Raw genomic sequence first — 13,415 nt, 5'->3', positions numbered from 1 at the left:
CTGGCGCTGTGATGAAGCGCCGCGTCGCTATCCTGATTTCCGGCCGCGGTTCCAACATGTCCGCGCTGATCAAGGCAGCGGCTGCCGCGGATTTCCCGGCGGAGATATCGCTCGTCATCTCGAACAAGGCCGACGCGCCCGGGCTCGAACGGGCCAAGGCGGCCGGCGTGAAAACGCAGGTGATCGAGAGCAAGCCGTTCGGCAAGGATCGCGCCGGCTTCGAGGCAGTGCTGCAGGGAGCGCTCGACCAGCACGGCATCGAGCTGATTTGCCTCGGCGGCTTCATGCGTCTGTTCACCGCCGAATTCGCCAAGGCCTGGTACGGGCGGATGCTCAACATCCATCCGTCGCTGCTGCCGTCGTTCCCGGGCCTCGATCCGCATGGACAGGCCCTGCGCGCCGGCGTCAAGCTGTCTGGCGCGACGGTGCATTTCGTCATCCCCGAGACTGATGCTGGCCCGATCGTGATGCAGGGCGCCGTGCCCGTCAGCGATCACGACACGGCGGAGACGCTGTCGGAGCGCATCCTCGAAGTCGAGCACCGCATCTATCCTGCCGCGCTGAGCCTGCTTGCGACCGGCAAGATTCGGATCGAGGGCGATGTGTGCAGGACGACAGGCAGTTCGGCGTCGGAGAATTTTCTGGTTGCGCCGATGGTCACCACCTGATGTCGCCCGACCAGGCTATGGCACTTGCCGAAGCCGAAGTGATGAACATCGGCATTGCCTGCGGCGATGATCTTGCGCTTGTTTCTGAGCAGACCCTTGAGGTCGCAGAAGGGTGGGTATTCTTCTACAATACCCGAGAATATATCGAAACCGGCAACTCTAGTTCCCGACTTGCCGGAAACGGTCCCATACTTGTCGATCGGGCCGGGTGTGTTCATCACCTTCCGACGGCTACTTCCTGGGAAGACGCGCTTGCGCAATTTCGAAAGTCCTCGATCTAGATCTCGCGAACTCCTCGCAAACCAAGGTTCCCTCGAACTCTTACTGGGTTGAAAACGGATCGAGCAGCGCTACGCCTGTCGATTCAATATCGGTAATGTTGCGCGTCACTAGGATTAAGCCGTGGACCTTGGCCGTGGCTGCGAGAAGGCTGTCAATGAGCGGCAGCGGATTCGGAATTCCAAGGAGAGCCCAGGTCTCGGCGATGGTCTCATCGATTGGAAGAACCCGATCGGCAAGCCGGATCCTCATCTGCGAAAACCATCGGTCGAGAGATTTCGCCTGGAGCGGATCGCTTCGCCTTTTCAGTTCGATGCCCCGACGAATTTCGGCCAGAACCAGGACACTGGTCCCGATGTCTTCCGCTGAGGTCTGATTAACCCATCGAATGACATTGGCGTCGGCGCGTTCGCGCTTGCGAATTTCTGAAATGACGTTCGTATCGATCAGAAACTTCACAAGTCGACCTTGCGCCAGCCATCGCCCCGTGGCTGATCGAAAACGCCGCTGAACGCTTCATCGGGAAGCTCGGAACCAAAGACGTCAAACGCCGTCCTGACGCCAGGATTGAGGAGGGCGGTGGCAAGCGTCGATCGAAGTGCAGCGGCTCTCTCGGGTTTGTCGCGCAGGGTTTCGGCCAAAGCACGGATAAGGCTTGCGTCTTTTTTTGCGGCCTGGACTTCCACCCGCACAAGACCCCGCGCCGCAGCGCGGCGCCGATGGGTTCGGGTTGCCTTTCGCTGGGATTTGGTTGCCACGGCTCACCTCGATCCGAATGTCCGGAAATATAACCGGAAATTCAAAAGATGCAATGAGGAGATGGCGCCACAAACAAAATCCCCCGGCAGAGCCGGGGGCAACGTCATGATGATCTCTCGCGCTGAGCTTTGAGAGAAATCAGGAGACCTTGAGGTTCTCCGCGGACGCCTTGCCGCGGTTCTCCACGAGGTCGTATTCAACCACCTGGTTCTCATTCAGGGTCGAGAGTCCAGCACGCTCGACGGCCGAGATGTGGACGAACACGTCCTTGTCGCTGCCGTTCGGCTTGATGAACCCATAACCCTTGGTCGGGTTGAACCATTTGACGGTGCCCTTTTGTGGCATCGCTAGTCTCCTCCGCTAGATACAAAAAAGACGCGGCCGCTTTTCGCGTGCCACGTCACAAACGGGCTTCCGGAAGTCTGTTCGAGTCTCATTGTCGCGAAACGCACAGCCGAGCGGCCAATTCCGATTGTGTCCGATATTGCAACATGAAAATCGCGCGATAGCAAGCCGCGCGCGATTTTCAAGACCGCGCCAGAGATGCCCCGCTGCAATTTGCGACCTGTGGCCGCAGAACCACAATCAGGGGCAATCACCCCGGCGATAGCATGCCAAACGGTTGACCCTCCGTTGCAGTTCAGCACAAATCGCCGCACCCGCTCGCCGTTCGTGTTGCATTTTTGCGGGCCAACACTTTGCTTTGGGATGTGTCGTCATGCGCTGCGCCTTGCAGCCCACCAGGATATGGCAGACGATCGGGCTGGATCGTGTCCGCTGGATCGTGACGGCAATCGCCATGACCCTTGCAGTCGTCGGGATGATTCCGGCGACATCAGCCTTCGCGCAGACCCCGACGCCGACTGCATCTCCGACGCCCACGCCCACGCCCACGCCCACGCCATCGCCGACCCCGGTGCCGGTCCCGACAGCCACAAATTACGACCAGTCCGCCGGTAACAGCGCGCTCAATCTCGGCTCGAACTTCCTGGAGCGCCTCGGCAACCAGGCCTCCGGCGGCGTCAATCGCGCGTTCCGCACCAACCCCGGCGGTGGCGGGGCCTCGGTGAGCACGGAGGATCCGCGCTACCGCACCTGGTACGAAGGCTACGGCGTTTCGGTCCGGACCGATCCGCAGGGCGATTTCGTCGGCGACAAGCGCAAGACGTTTGGCGGCGTCGCCGGTTTCGGTGCGCGGGTCGCGCCGGGTGTCAATCTCGGCTTCTCCGTCGACCAGAGCCATACCGACATCGACGTGCCGCTCGCGCTGCAGTCGGCGACGCTCGACCTGACCCAGATCGGCTTCAACGGCTCCGTCGACAAGGGACCCTGGACCTGGGCCTTTGCGGTGGTGCACGGTTTCGGCAAAGTCCATTCCAGCCGGGACACCGGCTTTGGCTTCGCGACGGCGGGCTATCGCGCTGCGGTCGACGGCGCGCTGACCGAGATCAGCTATTACTGGACCAAGGACCAGATGCGGATCGTGCCCAAGGGCGCGCTCGAATATGTGCGGGCCACCGGCGCGGCGTTCCAGGAGGCCGGCGGGCTCGATCCGCTCAACGTCGGCTCGAGCGCGATCGCGCGCGCGCGCGTCATGATCGGCGCCGAGATCGGGCGATACTTCATCTTCGACCAGAAGATCCTGGACCTCTCGGCCTACGGCAAGTTCGTCGACAATTTCTATCAGGATCTGGGCTCGGTCCAGGTCAGCCTCGGCACCCAGAACATCATCGTCCCCGGCATCGGCGAGAGCCGTTACGGCATGGACGCCGGCGCCTCGGCGTCACTCAGCCTGACCAACACCGCGCGGCTCTACGTCAATTACGACGGCAAGTTCCGCAATGAACTGACGTCGCACCAGGGCACGATCGGCTTCGAATATCGGTGGTAAGGCGAGCATGATCCGGAAGAGTGTGCAGCGGTTTTCCGAAGAGATCATGCTCAAATAATCACATCGGCGTCGCCGCGACGTATCCCGTCAACCCAAAACCTTCGCGCGCGGCCGTCATCATCGGCACCAGCGCGTTCGGATGGATGAACTCGTCGCGGAAGCAGGGATGGGATTTGGGATCGAAGATCTTCTTCAGCCAGTCGACCACGATCCTGTGCCGCTCGGAGGCGCGGAACTCCTTGTGATAGGTCAGCCAGAGGTCGGCGTGGTGGCTGACGCCGAGGTCGACGGCGACGAGCGGCGCACCGAGCGCGATCGACACCGTCGGCAGGAAGCCGATCCCGGCGCCGCGCTCGACCGCGTAAAGCACGCCGACGGACGAATTGGTCTTGATCCCGACGATGCCTTCCAGCGATTTCAATCCGAGCACGCGAGCATAGGCGCCGTCGTCGACCTGCGGCGCGCTCTGCTTGATGATGCGGTGGCTCGGCAGATCGGCGAGCGTCGCCGGCACGCCGTAGAGGTCCGCATAGTCCCTGGAGACGAAGGGATAGATGTGCAGCCGGCCGAGCTTGGCGACGATGAGATCGGGATTTGTCGGCGGCTCGAGCTGGATCGCAATGTCCGACTCCAGCCGCGCGACGTCGGCCTGTTCCATCGCACAACGCAGGTCGACGGTGATCTTGCGATAGGTCTTCTGGAAGTCGATCAGCCGCGGCAGGATCCAGAAATTGCCGGGGCCCTCCGTCACCGCGACGCGCACCGTGCCCGACGTATCGTTCGAGGAGCGCGAGGCGCGGCGGAAGACGTTGAAGGCGTGCCGCTCCATATGCGCGACGTCGGCAATCATCGCGGCGCCTTCGTCGCTGAGCGTGAGCCCGCTCTGGTCGCGCAGGAAAAGCTTGCAGCCGATGCTGTCTTCGAGCCGGTCGATCCGGCGCATCAATGTGGTGGAGGTGAACCCCAGCTCTTCGGCCGCATTTCGAAAACTTTTAAATTTCGCGCAGGCTAAAAAAAGTTTCAAATCGTCCCAGGACGCATTTAGCGCTTCTTCATAGCGGTGCATCATTGCAGCACCCCGGTGCAATACTTGCTGCATACTCCTGATCTCCAGCCGCTAAGCTTCTCCCCATAGCGGCGTACAAAACCCCCGAACGATAGAGGGACGACATGAGTATGGAAAGGGGCTCGTTTGCCGCAAGGCATGATTTCGATGCCTTGCCGCTGAGCCCCGACGTGGACGTCCGTTGCGCGCAATTTGAGGAAATCGCCGCGCTTTCGGAAATGGCGCATCGGCTGGTGCCGGGCGTGCAGATCGGGGCGATGGAGCTTGCGAAATATTTCGCCTCCGATCCCGAGAGCATCCTGACGTTCACCCGGAACGGCCATCTGCTCGGTGGCATGGCCTTCCTGTTTCTTAGCGATCGCGGGCATGATGCATTGCTGCTCGACGATATCTGTCTGACGGCGCCCGAGATGCACCACCTCGCTTCCGCGCATGAGGATGTTTCGGCGATCTACATCTGGGCGATTGCGGCGACCGGCCGTGGCATCGCCGGTCTCGGCAAGGCCGCGGCTCATCTCCGGCAGATAAGGTTTCGCGGCGCGGACTGCTATGCGCAGCCGTCAACCGTGGCCGGACGCGAAATCATGAAGGCAACGGGCTTCGCGTCTATTTCGAGCTTCCAACCCGACCTCTGGTGTTACGAGCGTCCCTGGCACCGGCAGCCCATGCGCATGCCGGGCGCGATCATCCAAGCAAGGAGTTTTTCAGATGCACGGCACTAGGATTCCTCTCGCCAAGCCTGACTCCCGCGCCATCACCATTCGCCTTGCGCGCGATCCGAACGACCTCATGCTGGTCACGGCCATTCGCTCTGCGGTCTATCTCGCCGAGCAGGACTGTCCGTTCGATGAGGAGTTCGACGGCAACGACATGGTGGCCGCACATTTCATCGGCTACATCGGCAACGAGCCGGCGGGCTGTTTGCGGGTGCGCTTCTTCGGCGACTTCGCCAAGGTGGAGCGGCTAGCGGTGCGTCACCAATATCGGCGCTCGCGCATCGCGTTCAAGCTGGTGCAGGCCAGCGTCGATTATGTGAAGCGCAAGGGGTTCCGCAAGATCTATGGTCAGGCGCAGGACCGGCTGGTCGATTTCTGGGCTCATTTCGGCGCCAAGCCACTCGGCCACAATCGCAAGATCACTTTCTCGGATTTTTCCTACACGGAAATGCTGCTGGAGATCGAGCCGGGGCCGGACGCGATCACGCTGGACAGCGATCCCTACGTGATCATTCGCCCTGAAGGCGATTGGGATCGTCCGGGCGTGCTCGATGCCTCGGCGGGGCGGGCGGTGACATCGCCGCTGCGGGACCTCGCACTCGCCGACAGCTGAAACTGGTGCAGCTCCGCGCAAAACGATGCTGGTCTCCCTCCACGACGATCCGCTGGTCCTGGTCTGCGCGGACCTTCAGGTCGAATATCTGACGCCGGGGCGTCGCCACGTCATTCTCGATGGCGACGCCGCCACCTCGCGCTGCCTGGAATTGCTGACGCTGTGGCGCAGCAACGTCTGGCCGGTGATGCATTTGAAGCGCATCGCGCAGGCGGCGTGGTTCAATCCGTCATCCAGGCTGACCGATTGGATCGCGGAGACGAGGCCGCGGCCGGGCGAGATGACGTTCGAGCACCCATTGCCGTCGGCCTACAGCTCGTCGCGTTTCGTCGACTACATGTCCAGCGTCAGCAATGTGCGTTGCGTGGTCACAGGCTTTTCCCTCGACGAGACCATCCTGGCCACCGTCGTCGAGGGATTCCACCGCAGCCACCGCTATCAGGTGGTCGTCGATGCCGTGGCCTGTCGGCAGCCGGGAACAGGCGAGGCGGACGCCTATAAGCAGTCGGTGGTGAATGTCATCGCCAGCTTTGCTACAGTCCAATCCAGCGCCGAACTGATCAGGACCAGCGGCGCCGTCGCGGTCTGAGCGGGACGCGATCGGCGGGGTATGGGTGGGACATTGTCTCGGGAGGACGAGCTCAAGCAGCTGGCGAGCGACCTGTCGCGTGCCGTCGAGGCGGCGCGCCGGGTCGGCCTGCCCACGACCGTCTATCTGCTGTCGATGGCGCTGGTCGAGGTGAGGGAAGCCGCAGCCGACGACGAGGGGCATGACGACGGCGCTGCCTGAGCGCGGGCTTGTGTGCGGCTTTGTGCATCGCTGCTGAGCGCTTGCTGCCGATGAATTGGCGTTGCAAGTTCCGCCCCATCGCAATAGCCAAGTCATGATGGCCGCGCCGGCCACGTGATGACGCAAGGGATCCCGCAAATGTCCATGCTGCCCAATTCGCAAGAAGCCCGGGATGTGGCTTACCAGCTCCACGCCTACACCAACGCGCGCGCCCATCAGCAGGCCGGTCCGCTGGTGATCGAGCGCGGCGAGGGGCCCTACGTGTTCGACGCATCGGGCAAGCGCTATTTCGAGGCGATGGCGGGCCTGTGGAGCGTCGGGCTCGGCTTCAACGAGAAGCGACTGGTCGAAGCCGCGCACAAGCAGATGCAGGCACTGCCGTTCTATCACACCTTCTCGGCCAAATCGCACGGCCCCTCGATCGATCTCGCCGAGAAGCTGGTCGCGCTCGCGCCGGTGCCGATGAGCAAGGTGTTCTTCACCAATTCGGGCTCGGAGGCGAACGACACCGTCCTCAAGCTGATCGCCTACCGCTCCAACGCGCTCGGCCAGTCACGGCGCAAGAAGATCATCAGCCGCATGCGCGCCTATCACGGCGTCACAATTGCGTCGGCGAGCCTCACGGGCCTGCCCAACAACCACCGTTCGTTCGATCTGCCGCTGTCGAACGTCCTGCACACGGGCTCGCCGCATTTCTACAAGGACGGCGCGCCCGGCGAGAGCGAGGAAGCCTTCGCGACGCGCCGGGCCGAGGAGCTCGACGCGCTGATCCAGCAGGAAGGGCCGGAGACGATTGCGGCCTTCTTCGGCGAGCCGGTGATGGGGGCGGGCGGCGTCGTCGTGCCGCCGGCGACCTATTGGGACAAGATCCAGAAGGTCCTGAACAAGTACGACATCCTGCTGATCGCCGACGAGGTGATCTGCGGCTTCGGCCGCACCGGCAAGATGTTCGGCTGCGAGACGTATGGCATCAAGCCGGACGCGATGGTGGTCTCCAAGCAGATCACCTCGAGCTATTTCCCGCTGTCGGCGATCATGATGAACGACCGCATGTTCGAGCCGATCGCCGACGAGAGCAACAAGATCGGCGTGCTCGGCCACGGCTTCACCGCCGGCGGCCATCCGGTCGGCTCGGCGATTGCGCTGGAAAACCTCAAGATCATAGAGGAGCGCGGCCTGGTCGCGCATGCCGCCGAGCTCGGCGGCTACATGCAGGGCAAGCTGCGCGAGCTCACCAGCCATCCGCTGGTCGGCGAGGTCCGCGGCGTCGGCATGATCGCAGCGATCGAGTTCGTGCTCGACAAGGGCCGCAAGACCGCAGCCGCGACGCCCGGTGCCGTCGGCGGCATTGCGAGCCGCATGCTGCAGGAGCGCGGCGTAATCTCGCGCAACATGCTGGACGCCATCGCCATCTGCCCGCCGCTGATCGTCACCAAGGCCCAGATCGACGAGCTGGTCGCGGCGATCTCGGGCGTGTTGGATGACATGAAAGCGGAAGTGGCGAAGCTGACGCCGGCGTAGAGGTTCTCTCGCGTCATCGGGGACATCAGTCTAACCCCGTCACCCTGAGGTGCTCGCCTTTTCGGCGAGCCTCGAAGGGCGACGGCCCGACTGGCCGCAGCGGGGCCGCTCATCCTTCGAGGCTCCCCGCGCGGTGCTTTGCACCGCACGCCTCGCGCCTCAGGATGACGGTTTAACCGACTCCGCCCGCTGGACCCCGACCACGCGGCCTCTCTCGATCGCGAGCGCCAGCTCGCCGCGCTTCAGCTTCAGCGCGTTGTCGCCGAACAGCTCGCGGCGCCAGCCGCGGAGCGCCGGCACGTCGGCCTCGTCGTCGGCTGCGATCTCCTCGAGATCATCGACGGTGGCGATCACCTTGCTTGCCACCGCATGGCGCTCGGCGGTCATGCGCAGCAGCACCTTCAGAAGCTCGACGGTCGCGGCGCCATTGTTGTTGTTGCGCGGCTTCTCGAGCTTCGGCAGCGTGGAATGATCCCGCGCCAGACCGCGCTCGACCGCGGCGACGATGTCCGCGCCCCATTTGGACTTCTCAAAGCCCTTCGGCACCGAGCGCAGATGGGCAAGCTTCTCCAGCGTGTTCGGGGCGTGGGTCGCGATGTCGCTGACGGCTTCGTCGCGCAGCACGCGGCCGCGCGGCACGTCGCGGCTCTGCGCTTCCTGCTCGCGCCAGGCGGCAACCTCCATCAGGACCGCAAGGTCCTTCGGCTTGCGCACCCGCGTCTTCAGCCGCTCCCAGGCGCGCTCGGGGTGGAAGTCGTAGGTCTTGGGCGAGGTCAGAACCTCCATCTCGATGGAGACCCATTCGCTGCGGCGGCGCTTCTTCAAATCGGCGTCGAGCGCGGCGAAGACGTCGCGCAAGTGCGTGACGTCGGAGACCGCGTAATGCATCTGCTCTTTCGTCAGCGGCCGGCGCGACCAGTCGGTGAAGCGATGGGTCTTGTCCGGTCGGTGGCCGGTGACCTTCTCGACCAGGGCGTCATAGGCGATGCTGTCGCCATAGCCGAGCACCATCGCCGCGACCTGGGTGTCGAATACCGGATGCGGGATGATGTTGGCCTGGTGCCAGATGATCTCGATGTCCTGACGCGCGGCGTGGAACACCTTCAGCACGCTCTCATTCGCCATCAGCTCGAAGAACGGCTTGAGGTCGATGCCCTCGGCCAGGGTGTCGATGACGATCGCTTCCTCGGGGCTGGCCATCTGCACCACGCACAACAGCGGGTAATAGGTGGTCTCGCGCAGGAACTCGGTATCGACGGTAATGACGGGGTGCTTGGCCAGCCGGCTGCAGGCAGCCGCGAGGTCAGCGGTGGTGGTAATCAAATCCATGAACGGCCCATGACACTTGCCATCAGCCGTTCTGCCGAAAGCGCTGTGATGTCAAGGGGCTCTAAGCGAATTCGAGCCTTGCATTCGGATCGGAATCGCTCGTTCCGACGAAATTCCTACTCGTAGCGGATCCGGTGCGAGGATTTGCGGGCGCAGGGCAGCGCCACGACGATCAGGCACATGCCAACCAGCGCCAATCCCAGGAACTCGAAAACCAGCAAATCCACGGCGGAAATCTCCAGAAACACCGTTAGATTTGTCGGCTGTGCGTTGAGGGTCTGTTAATTCAAATGGTTACCGGCGGCGGGGCGGGGCCGGATGGTGGACGTGGGGTTAATGCGGCCTTCGGCCGCCGTCACGTCATCAGCTTCGGCAGGCCGGCGGCGAGGGTGTCCACGGCGGCGCGGACCTTTGACGGCATTCGGGGCGAACGTGGCCACAGCGCGTGGCAGTCGTAGAGGAAGTCGGGCTCGCCCGCGAACAGGCCGACCAGCGCGCCGGTATCGAGGCGTTCGCGGACCAGCCAGTAGGGCAGCCAGGCTAGCCCCATGCCCTGCGCGGCGGCATCGGCGATCGCCTCAAGATCGTCGAGCCTCAGCCTGCCTGAAGGCATGATCTCGCGCGGCGGCTGGCCTGCTTGCGGAAACAGCCACGGCCGGACGCGTCCGGAGCGGCGGTAGATGATCGCCTGGTGCTCGGCGAGATCGTCGAGCGTCTTCGGCTTGCCGTTGGCGCGCAAATACGAGCGCGCGCCGCATACCACCATGCGCTGGCTTGCGATGCGCCGCGTGATCAGGCCGGACTGGTCGTCGAGATCGCCGGTCCGGATCGCGAGGTCATAGCCGGCCTCGATGATGTCAGCGATCGGGTCGCCGAACGAGAGGTCGAGCTCGAGATGCGGATATTTGCGCGCGACCTTCATCAGCAAGGGAGCGATGCAGTGCCGTCCGAGCAGGGCGGGCATGGTCACGCGCAGCCTGCCGCGCGGCTCGGAGAGCTCGTCGGCAACGACGGCGTCGGCGGCCTCGGCTTCGCTGAGGACGGCACGACAGCGCTCGTAATAGGCTTGCCCTGGGTCAGTCAGGCTCTGGCGGCGGGTGGTGCGGTTGAGGAGGCGGACGCCAAGGCGCTCTTCGAGGAAGCGCACATGCTTGCCGACCATCGGCCCTGATATCTCGAAGGCGTCGGCCGCGGCCGCGAACGAGCCGAGATCGACGGCCTTGACGAACACGGCCATGCTGGTCAGGCGGTCCATCATTAAAAACTCCTGGTTTCGACCGTTCGCTGGTTTAGGCGATTTATCCGCTTCCTCCGGCGCGGCATAGCTCCATTCAGTTCAATTGTTTTGGAGTGTATCCAATGGCGCGCGTCGTTCGCTTTCACCAGCATGGCGGCCCCGAAGTGCTGCAGATCGAGACCGTCGACGTCGCGCCGCCGGCACGGGGCGAGGTGCAGATCAGGGTCAAGGCGCTCGGCCTCAACCGTGCGGAAGCCCTGTTGCGGAGGGGGACCTATATCGAGACCGCGACGTTTCCGTCCGGCCTCGGGCTGGAGGCGGCGGGCATCGTCGAGGCTGTCGGAGCGGATGTTGCCGGCTTCGCGCCGGGCGATGCCGTCAGCATCGTACCGCCGCTGTCGATGGTGCGATGGCCGGCCTATGCCGAGCTCGCCACGTTTCCCGCCGAGCTCGTCGTCAAGCATCCGCCAGAGCTGGATTTCGAGACGGCGGCTGCGGTGTGGATGCAATATCTCACGGCCTACGGCGCGCTGATCGACATCGCCGGACTGGCGCGAGGAGACGTCGTCGCCATCACGGCGGCGTCGAGCAGTGTTGGGCTAGCAGCCATTCAGATCGCCAACCGGATCGGGGCCGTTCCGATCGCCCTGACGCGGACCTCGGCCAAGCAGCGGGCATTGCGTGATGCCGGCGCCGCGCACGTTATCGCGTCAGCCGAAGAGGATATCCGCGCGCGGCTGGAGGACATCGCCGGTGCACGCGGCGTCCGTGTGGTGCTTGATGCGGTCGGCGGACCCGCGTTCGAGCCACTGACCGCAGCGATGTCGCCGGGTGGCATGCTGATCGAATATGGCGGACTGAGCCCCGAGCCAACGCCGTTCCCGCTCTTCAACGTGCTGACCAAGAGCCTGGTCTTGCGCGGCTATCTCGTGCACGAGATCACCCGCGATCCCGCGCGCATCGCGAAGGCCAAGGCTTTCATCCTTGATGGGCTTTCGGACGGCACGTTGAAGCCGATCATCGCCCGAACGTTTCGGTTCGAGAACATCGTCGAGGCGCATCGCTTCCTGGAGTCGAACGAGCAATTCGGCAAAATCGTGGTGACGATTTGAGATCGTGGTGACGATTTGAGCCCGCGCGATCCCAAAACGCGTTCGGCGTCCCGCATCGCGGAGCGCCGATGTTTGTTCACCGTTGCTCCCGACCTTACGGCAGCTTCAGCGACGTCTCCGCATTGTATGGCTTCAGCGTCTCGTCGGCGGCCTTCTGGGCGGCGACGAGGGCCTCCTTCGGCTGCTTCTTGCCGTTGAGGACCAGCATCACCTCGTCCTCGAGGTTCTTGCGCACCGGCACGGTCTTGTAGGTCGCAAACCAGGGCTTGGCGACGTCGAGCTGCTCGACGGCGGTCTTGGCGTCCGGGTTCTTGGTGAGGAAGTCGACCATGTCAGGCGTCTTGTAGGCGGCCATGTTGGGCGCGAAATAGCCGGTGGCGCGGCTCCACCAGGCGCTCTTCTCGGGCGAGGTCATCCACTTGATCAGCGTCCAGGCGGCCTTCTGCTTGTCGGCGTCCACGCCGGCCGGAATGATCAGCGAGGCGCCGCCGATCGGCACGGCGTTGCGGACGTTGCGCGGGATGAAGGCGACCTTGTAGTTGAACTTGGCGTTCTCGCGCACATAGGTCAGCGAGCCCGTCGACAGCATCATCATCGCGGCGTTGCCGGAGATGAAGGAGGTGCTGACGGCCGGGCCAGGCGTGGCGCCGGGGGCGTGGACCTTGTGCTTGGTGACGAGGTCGCTCCACCAGGTCAGTGCGCCGAGCATCGAGGGCGTGTCGTAATAGACTTCGCCGCCGAACTCCTCGTTGTAGTAGCGCCCGCCATTGGTCATGGTGAGCGTTTCCATCATCCAGCCGCAATAGTCATAGGCGCAGGGGATCGCGATGCCCCATTGGGTCACCTTGTCGCCCTCGCGCTTGGTGAGCTTCTTGGCCCAGTCGGTGAGCTCGGCCCAGGTCTGCGGCGGCTTGCTCGGATCGAGGCCGGCTTCCTTGGCCTTGTCGGCGTTGATGTAGAGCAGCGGCGTCGAATTGTGGAAGGGCACGCCGTAGACCGAGCGGTCGATCACCGCGTTGCCCTGCAGCGCCGGGAAGAACTGGCCCAAGAACTTTTCTTTGGTGCTGCCGTCGGCGGCGATCAGGCTGTCGAGATTGGTCAGCTCGTTCTCGATCTGCATGTCGAGCAGGAAGTTCGCCGACATGATCACGGCGGAAGGCGGCTTGCCGGCCTTGATCGAGGCACGCGTCTTGATCAGCGTGTCGTCATAGGAGCCGGTGTAGACCGCAGTCGCCTTGATGCCGGGGTGACCCTCGTTGAACTCCTTGATCAGCGTGCCCATGTCGCGGGCGAGCTTGCCGTCGACGGGAACCGGGAAGAACAGATCGATCTCGGTTGGACCTTCACCGGCGAGGGCCGGGAAGGCGACGGCGCCTGCCAAGGTGCCTGCGATGGCGAGGCCGAGCATGAGCCTGCGGGAGAACAGCATCTACA

General features: G+C 63.6%; 16 protein-coding genes. 9 read left to right on the top strand and 7 right to left on the bottom strand.

The genetic code is table 11. The annotated features are described in order from the left end of the window. The first annotated feature begins 11 nt into the window (after positions 1 to 11). Both purN and JJC00_RS22780 read left to right on the top strand, forming a co-directional pair. The gene (gene purN, locus JJC00_RS22785; RefSeq protein ID WP_200474200.1) at positions 12 to 668 is read left to right on the top strand and encodes a phosphoribosylglycinamide formyltransferase; all 657 of its coding nucleotides are present in this window, start codon (positions 12 to 14) and stop codon (positions 666 to 668) included. Next, the gene (locus JJC00_RS22780) at positions 668 to 949 is read left to right on the top strand and encodes a YrhB domain-containing protein (protein WP_200468170.1); all 282 of its coding nucleotides are present in this window, start codon (positions 668 to 670) and stop codon (positions 947 to 949) included. The genes purN and JJC00_RS22780 overlap by 1 nt, the downstream gene beginning before the upstream one ends. Positions 950 to 989: 40 nt before the next feature. Here JJC00_RS22780 and JJC00_RS22775 read toward each other — a convergent pair whose 3' ends face one another. The 3 genes from JJC00_RS22775 to JJC00_RS22765 all read right to left on the bottom strand — a co-directional run bounded on the left by JJC00_RS22775 (position 990) and on the right by JJC00_RS22765 (position 2,051). After that, the gene (locus tag JJC00_RS22775; RefSeq protein ID WP_200468169.1) at positions 990 to 1,406 is read right to left on the bottom strand and encodes a type II toxin-antitoxin system VapC family toxin; all 417 of its coding nucleotides are present in this window, start codon (positions 1,404 to 1,406) and stop codon (positions 990 to 992) included. After that, the gene (locus JJC00_RS22770) at positions 1,403 to 1,705 is read right to left on the bottom strand and encodes a hypothetical protein (RefSeq protein WP_200468168.1); all 303 of its coding nucleotides are present in this window, start codon (positions 1,703 to 1,705) and stop codon (positions 1,403 to 1,405) included. Before JJC00_RS22770 ends, JJC00_RS22775 begins: the two co-directional genes overlap by 4 nt. A gap of 139 nt (positions 1,706 to 1,844) precedes the next feature. Then, positions 1,845 to 2,051, bottom strand: a complete 207-nt coding sequence (locus JJC00_RS22765) for a cold-shock protein (protein ID WP_007591938.1) — start codon at positions 2,049 to 2,051, stop codon at positions 1,845 to 1,847. A gap of 373 nt (positions 2,052 to 2,424) precedes the next feature. Here JJC00_RS22765 and JJC00_RS22760 point away from each other — a divergent pair, with 373 nt between their 5' ends. After that, on the top strand, positions 2,425 to 3,597 hold the full coding sequence (locus JJC00_RS22760; protein WP_200468167.1) for an autotransporter outer membrane beta-barrel domain-containing protein: 1,173 nt from the start codon (positions 2,425 to 2,427) through the stop codon (positions 3,595 to 3,597). 58 nt (positions 3,598 to 3,655) lie between these two features. On the opposite strand, the gene JJC00_RS22755 is transcribed toward JJC00_RS22760, so the two are convergent. Further along, on the bottom strand, positions 3,656 to 4,696 hold the full coding sequence (locus JJC00_RS22755) for a LysR family transcriptional regulator (protein ID WP_200468166.1): 1,041 nt from the start codon (positions 4,694 to 4,696) through the stop codon (positions 3,656 to 3,658). A 71-nt stretch (positions 4,697 to 4,767) separates the two neighbouring features. Between JJC00_RS22755 and JJC00_RS22750 the strand changes: the two genes are divergently transcribed. The 5 genes from JJC00_RS22750 (at position 4,768) to JJC00_RS22730 (ending at position 8,303) form a co-directional block, all read left to right on the top strand. After that, on the top strand, positions 4,768 to 5,385 hold the full coding sequence (locus JJC00_RS22750; RefSeq protein ID WP_200468165.1) for a hypothetical protein: 618 nt from the start codon (positions 4,768 to 4,770) through the stop codon (positions 5,383 to 5,385). Beyond that, a complete protein-coding gene (locus JJC00_RS22745) occupies positions 5,372 to 5,992 on the top strand; it encodes a GNAT family N-acetyltransferase (protein WP_200468164.1) in 621 nt (206 codons plus the stop codon). The genes JJC00_RS22750 and JJC00_RS22745 overlap by 14 nt, the downstream gene beginning before the upstream one ends. Positions 5,993 to 6,017: 25 nt before the next feature. Further along, positions 6,018 to 6,581: an isochorismatase family protein gene (locus JJC00_RS22740; protein ID WP_200468163.1), complete on the top strand. Its 564-nt coding sequence runs from the start codon at positions 6,018 to 6,020 to the stop codon at positions 6,579 to 6,581. Between the two features lie 33 nt (positions 6,582 to 6,614). Next, positions 6,615 to 6,782 carry a hypothetical protein gene (locus JJC00_RS22735; protein ID WP_200468162.1) on the top strand — a complete coding sequence of 56 codons (168 nt, stop codon included), beginning with the start codon at positions 6,615 to 6,617 and terminating at the stop codon, positions 6,780 to 6,782. Positions 6,783 to 6,920: 138 nt separating this feature from the next. Beyond that, entirely contained in the window at positions 6,921 to 8,303 is a 1,383-nt protein-coding gene (locus JJC00_RS22730; protein ID WP_200468161.1) for an aspartate aminotransferase family protein, read from the top strand. Positions 8,304 to 8,462: 159 nt separating this feature from the next. On the opposite strand, the gene rnd is transcribed toward JJC00_RS22730, so the two are convergent. Then, positions 8,463 to 9,632: a ribonuclease D gene (rnd, locus tag JJC00_RS22725; RefSeq protein WP_200468160.1), complete on the bottom strand. Its 1,170-nt coding sequence runs from the start codon at positions 9,630 to 9,632 to the stop codon at positions 8,463 to 8,465. Between the two features lie 355 nt (positions 9,633 to 9,987). Further along, positions 9,988 to 10,887 carry a LysR family transcriptional regulator gene (locus JJC00_RS22720; protein ID WP_200474199.1) on the bottom strand — a complete coding sequence of 300 codons (900 nt, stop codon included), beginning with the start codon at positions 10,885 to 10,887 and terminating at the stop codon, positions 9,988 to 9,990. 104 nt (positions 10,888 to 10,991) lie between these two features. Here JJC00_RS22720 and JJC00_RS22715 point away from each other — a divergent pair, with 104 nt between their 5' ends. Then, positions 10,992 to 11,981 (top strand): zinc-dependent alcohol dehydrogenase family protein, encoded by a 990-nt coding sequence (locus JJC00_RS22715; protein WP_200468159.1) that lies wholly within the window; start codon positions 10,992 to 10,994, stop codon positions 11,979 to 11,981. Positions 11,982 to 12,075: 94 nt separating this feature from the next. Here the strand turns inward: JJC00_RS22715 and JJC00_RS22710 are convergent, their stop codons facing one another. After that, positions 12,076 to 13,410 carry an ABC transporter substrate-binding protein gene (locus JJC00_RS22710; protein WP_200468158.1) on the bottom strand — a complete coding sequence of 445 codons (1,335 nt, stop codon included), beginning with the start codon at positions 13,408 to 13,410 and terminating at the stop codon, positions 12,076 to 12,078. Between the last annotated feature and the right edge of the window lie 5 nt (positions 13,411 to 13,415).

Source organism: Bradyrhizobium diazoefficiens, from assembly GCF_016616885.1.
In the GTDB taxonomy this organism is placed as follows: domain Bacteria; phylum Pseudomonadota; class Alphaproteobacteria; order Rhizobiales; family Xanthobacteraceae; genus Bradyrhizobium; species Bradyrhizobium diazoefficiens_F.
The sequence above is the reverse complement of the archived record's forward strand: the minus strand, read 5'-3'. Positions and strand labels throughout refer to the sequence as shown.

Bases quoted from the DNA above. Each gene is read 5' to 3' on its own strand.
- purN (WP_200474200.1), top strand. From the start codon at position 12: ATGAAGCGCCGCGTCGCTATCCTGATTTCCGGCCGCGGTTCCAACATG.
- JJC00_RS22780 (WP_200468170.1), top strand. From the start codon at position 668: ATGTCGCCCGACCAGGCTATGGCACTTGCCGAAGCCGAAGTGATGAAC.
- JJC00_RS22765 (WP_007591938.1), bottom strand. From the start codon at position 2,051: ATGCCACAAAAGGGCACCGTCAAATGGTTCAACCCGACCAAGGGTTAT.
- JJC00_RS22760 (WP_200468167.1), top strand. From the start codon at position 2,425: ATGCGCTGCGCCTTGCAGCCCACCAGGATATGGCAGACGATCGGGCTG.
- JJC00_RS22755 (WP_200468166.1), bottom strand. From the start codon at position 4,696: ATGCAGCAAGTATTGCACCGGGGTGCTGCAATGATGCACCGCTATGAA.
- JJC00_RS22750 (WP_200468165.1), top strand. From the start codon at position 4,768: ATGAGTATGGAAAGGGGCTCGTTTGCCGCAAGGCATGATTTCGATGCC.
- JJC00_RS22745 (WP_200468164.1), top strand. From the start codon at position 5,372: ATGCACGGCACTAGGATTCCTCTCGCCAAGCCTGACTCCCGCGCCATC.
- JJC00_RS22740 (WP_200468163.1), top strand. From the start codon at position 6,018: ATGCTGGTCTCCCTCCACGACGATCCGCTGGTCCTGGTCTGCGCGGAC.
- JJC00_RS22730 (WP_200468161.1), top strand. From the start codon at position 6,921: ATGTCCATGCTGCCCAATTCGCAAGAAGCCCGGGATGTGGCTTACCAG.
- rnd (WP_200468160.1), bottom strand. From the start codon at position 9,632: ATGGATTTGATTACCACCACCGCTGACCTCGCGGCTGCCTGCAGCCGG.
- JJC00_RS22720 (WP_200474199.1), bottom strand. From the start codon at position 10,887: ATGGACCGCCTGACCAGCATGGCCGTGTTCGTCAAGGCCGTCGATCTC.
- JJC00_RS22715 (WP_200468159.1), top strand. From the start codon at position 10,992: ATGGCGCGCGTCGTTCGCTTTCACCAGCATGGCGGCCCCGAAGTGCTG.
- JJC00_RS22710 (WP_200468158.1), bottom strand. From the start codon at position 13,410: ATGCTGTTCTCCCGCAGGCTCATGCTCGGCCTCGCCATCGCAGGCACC.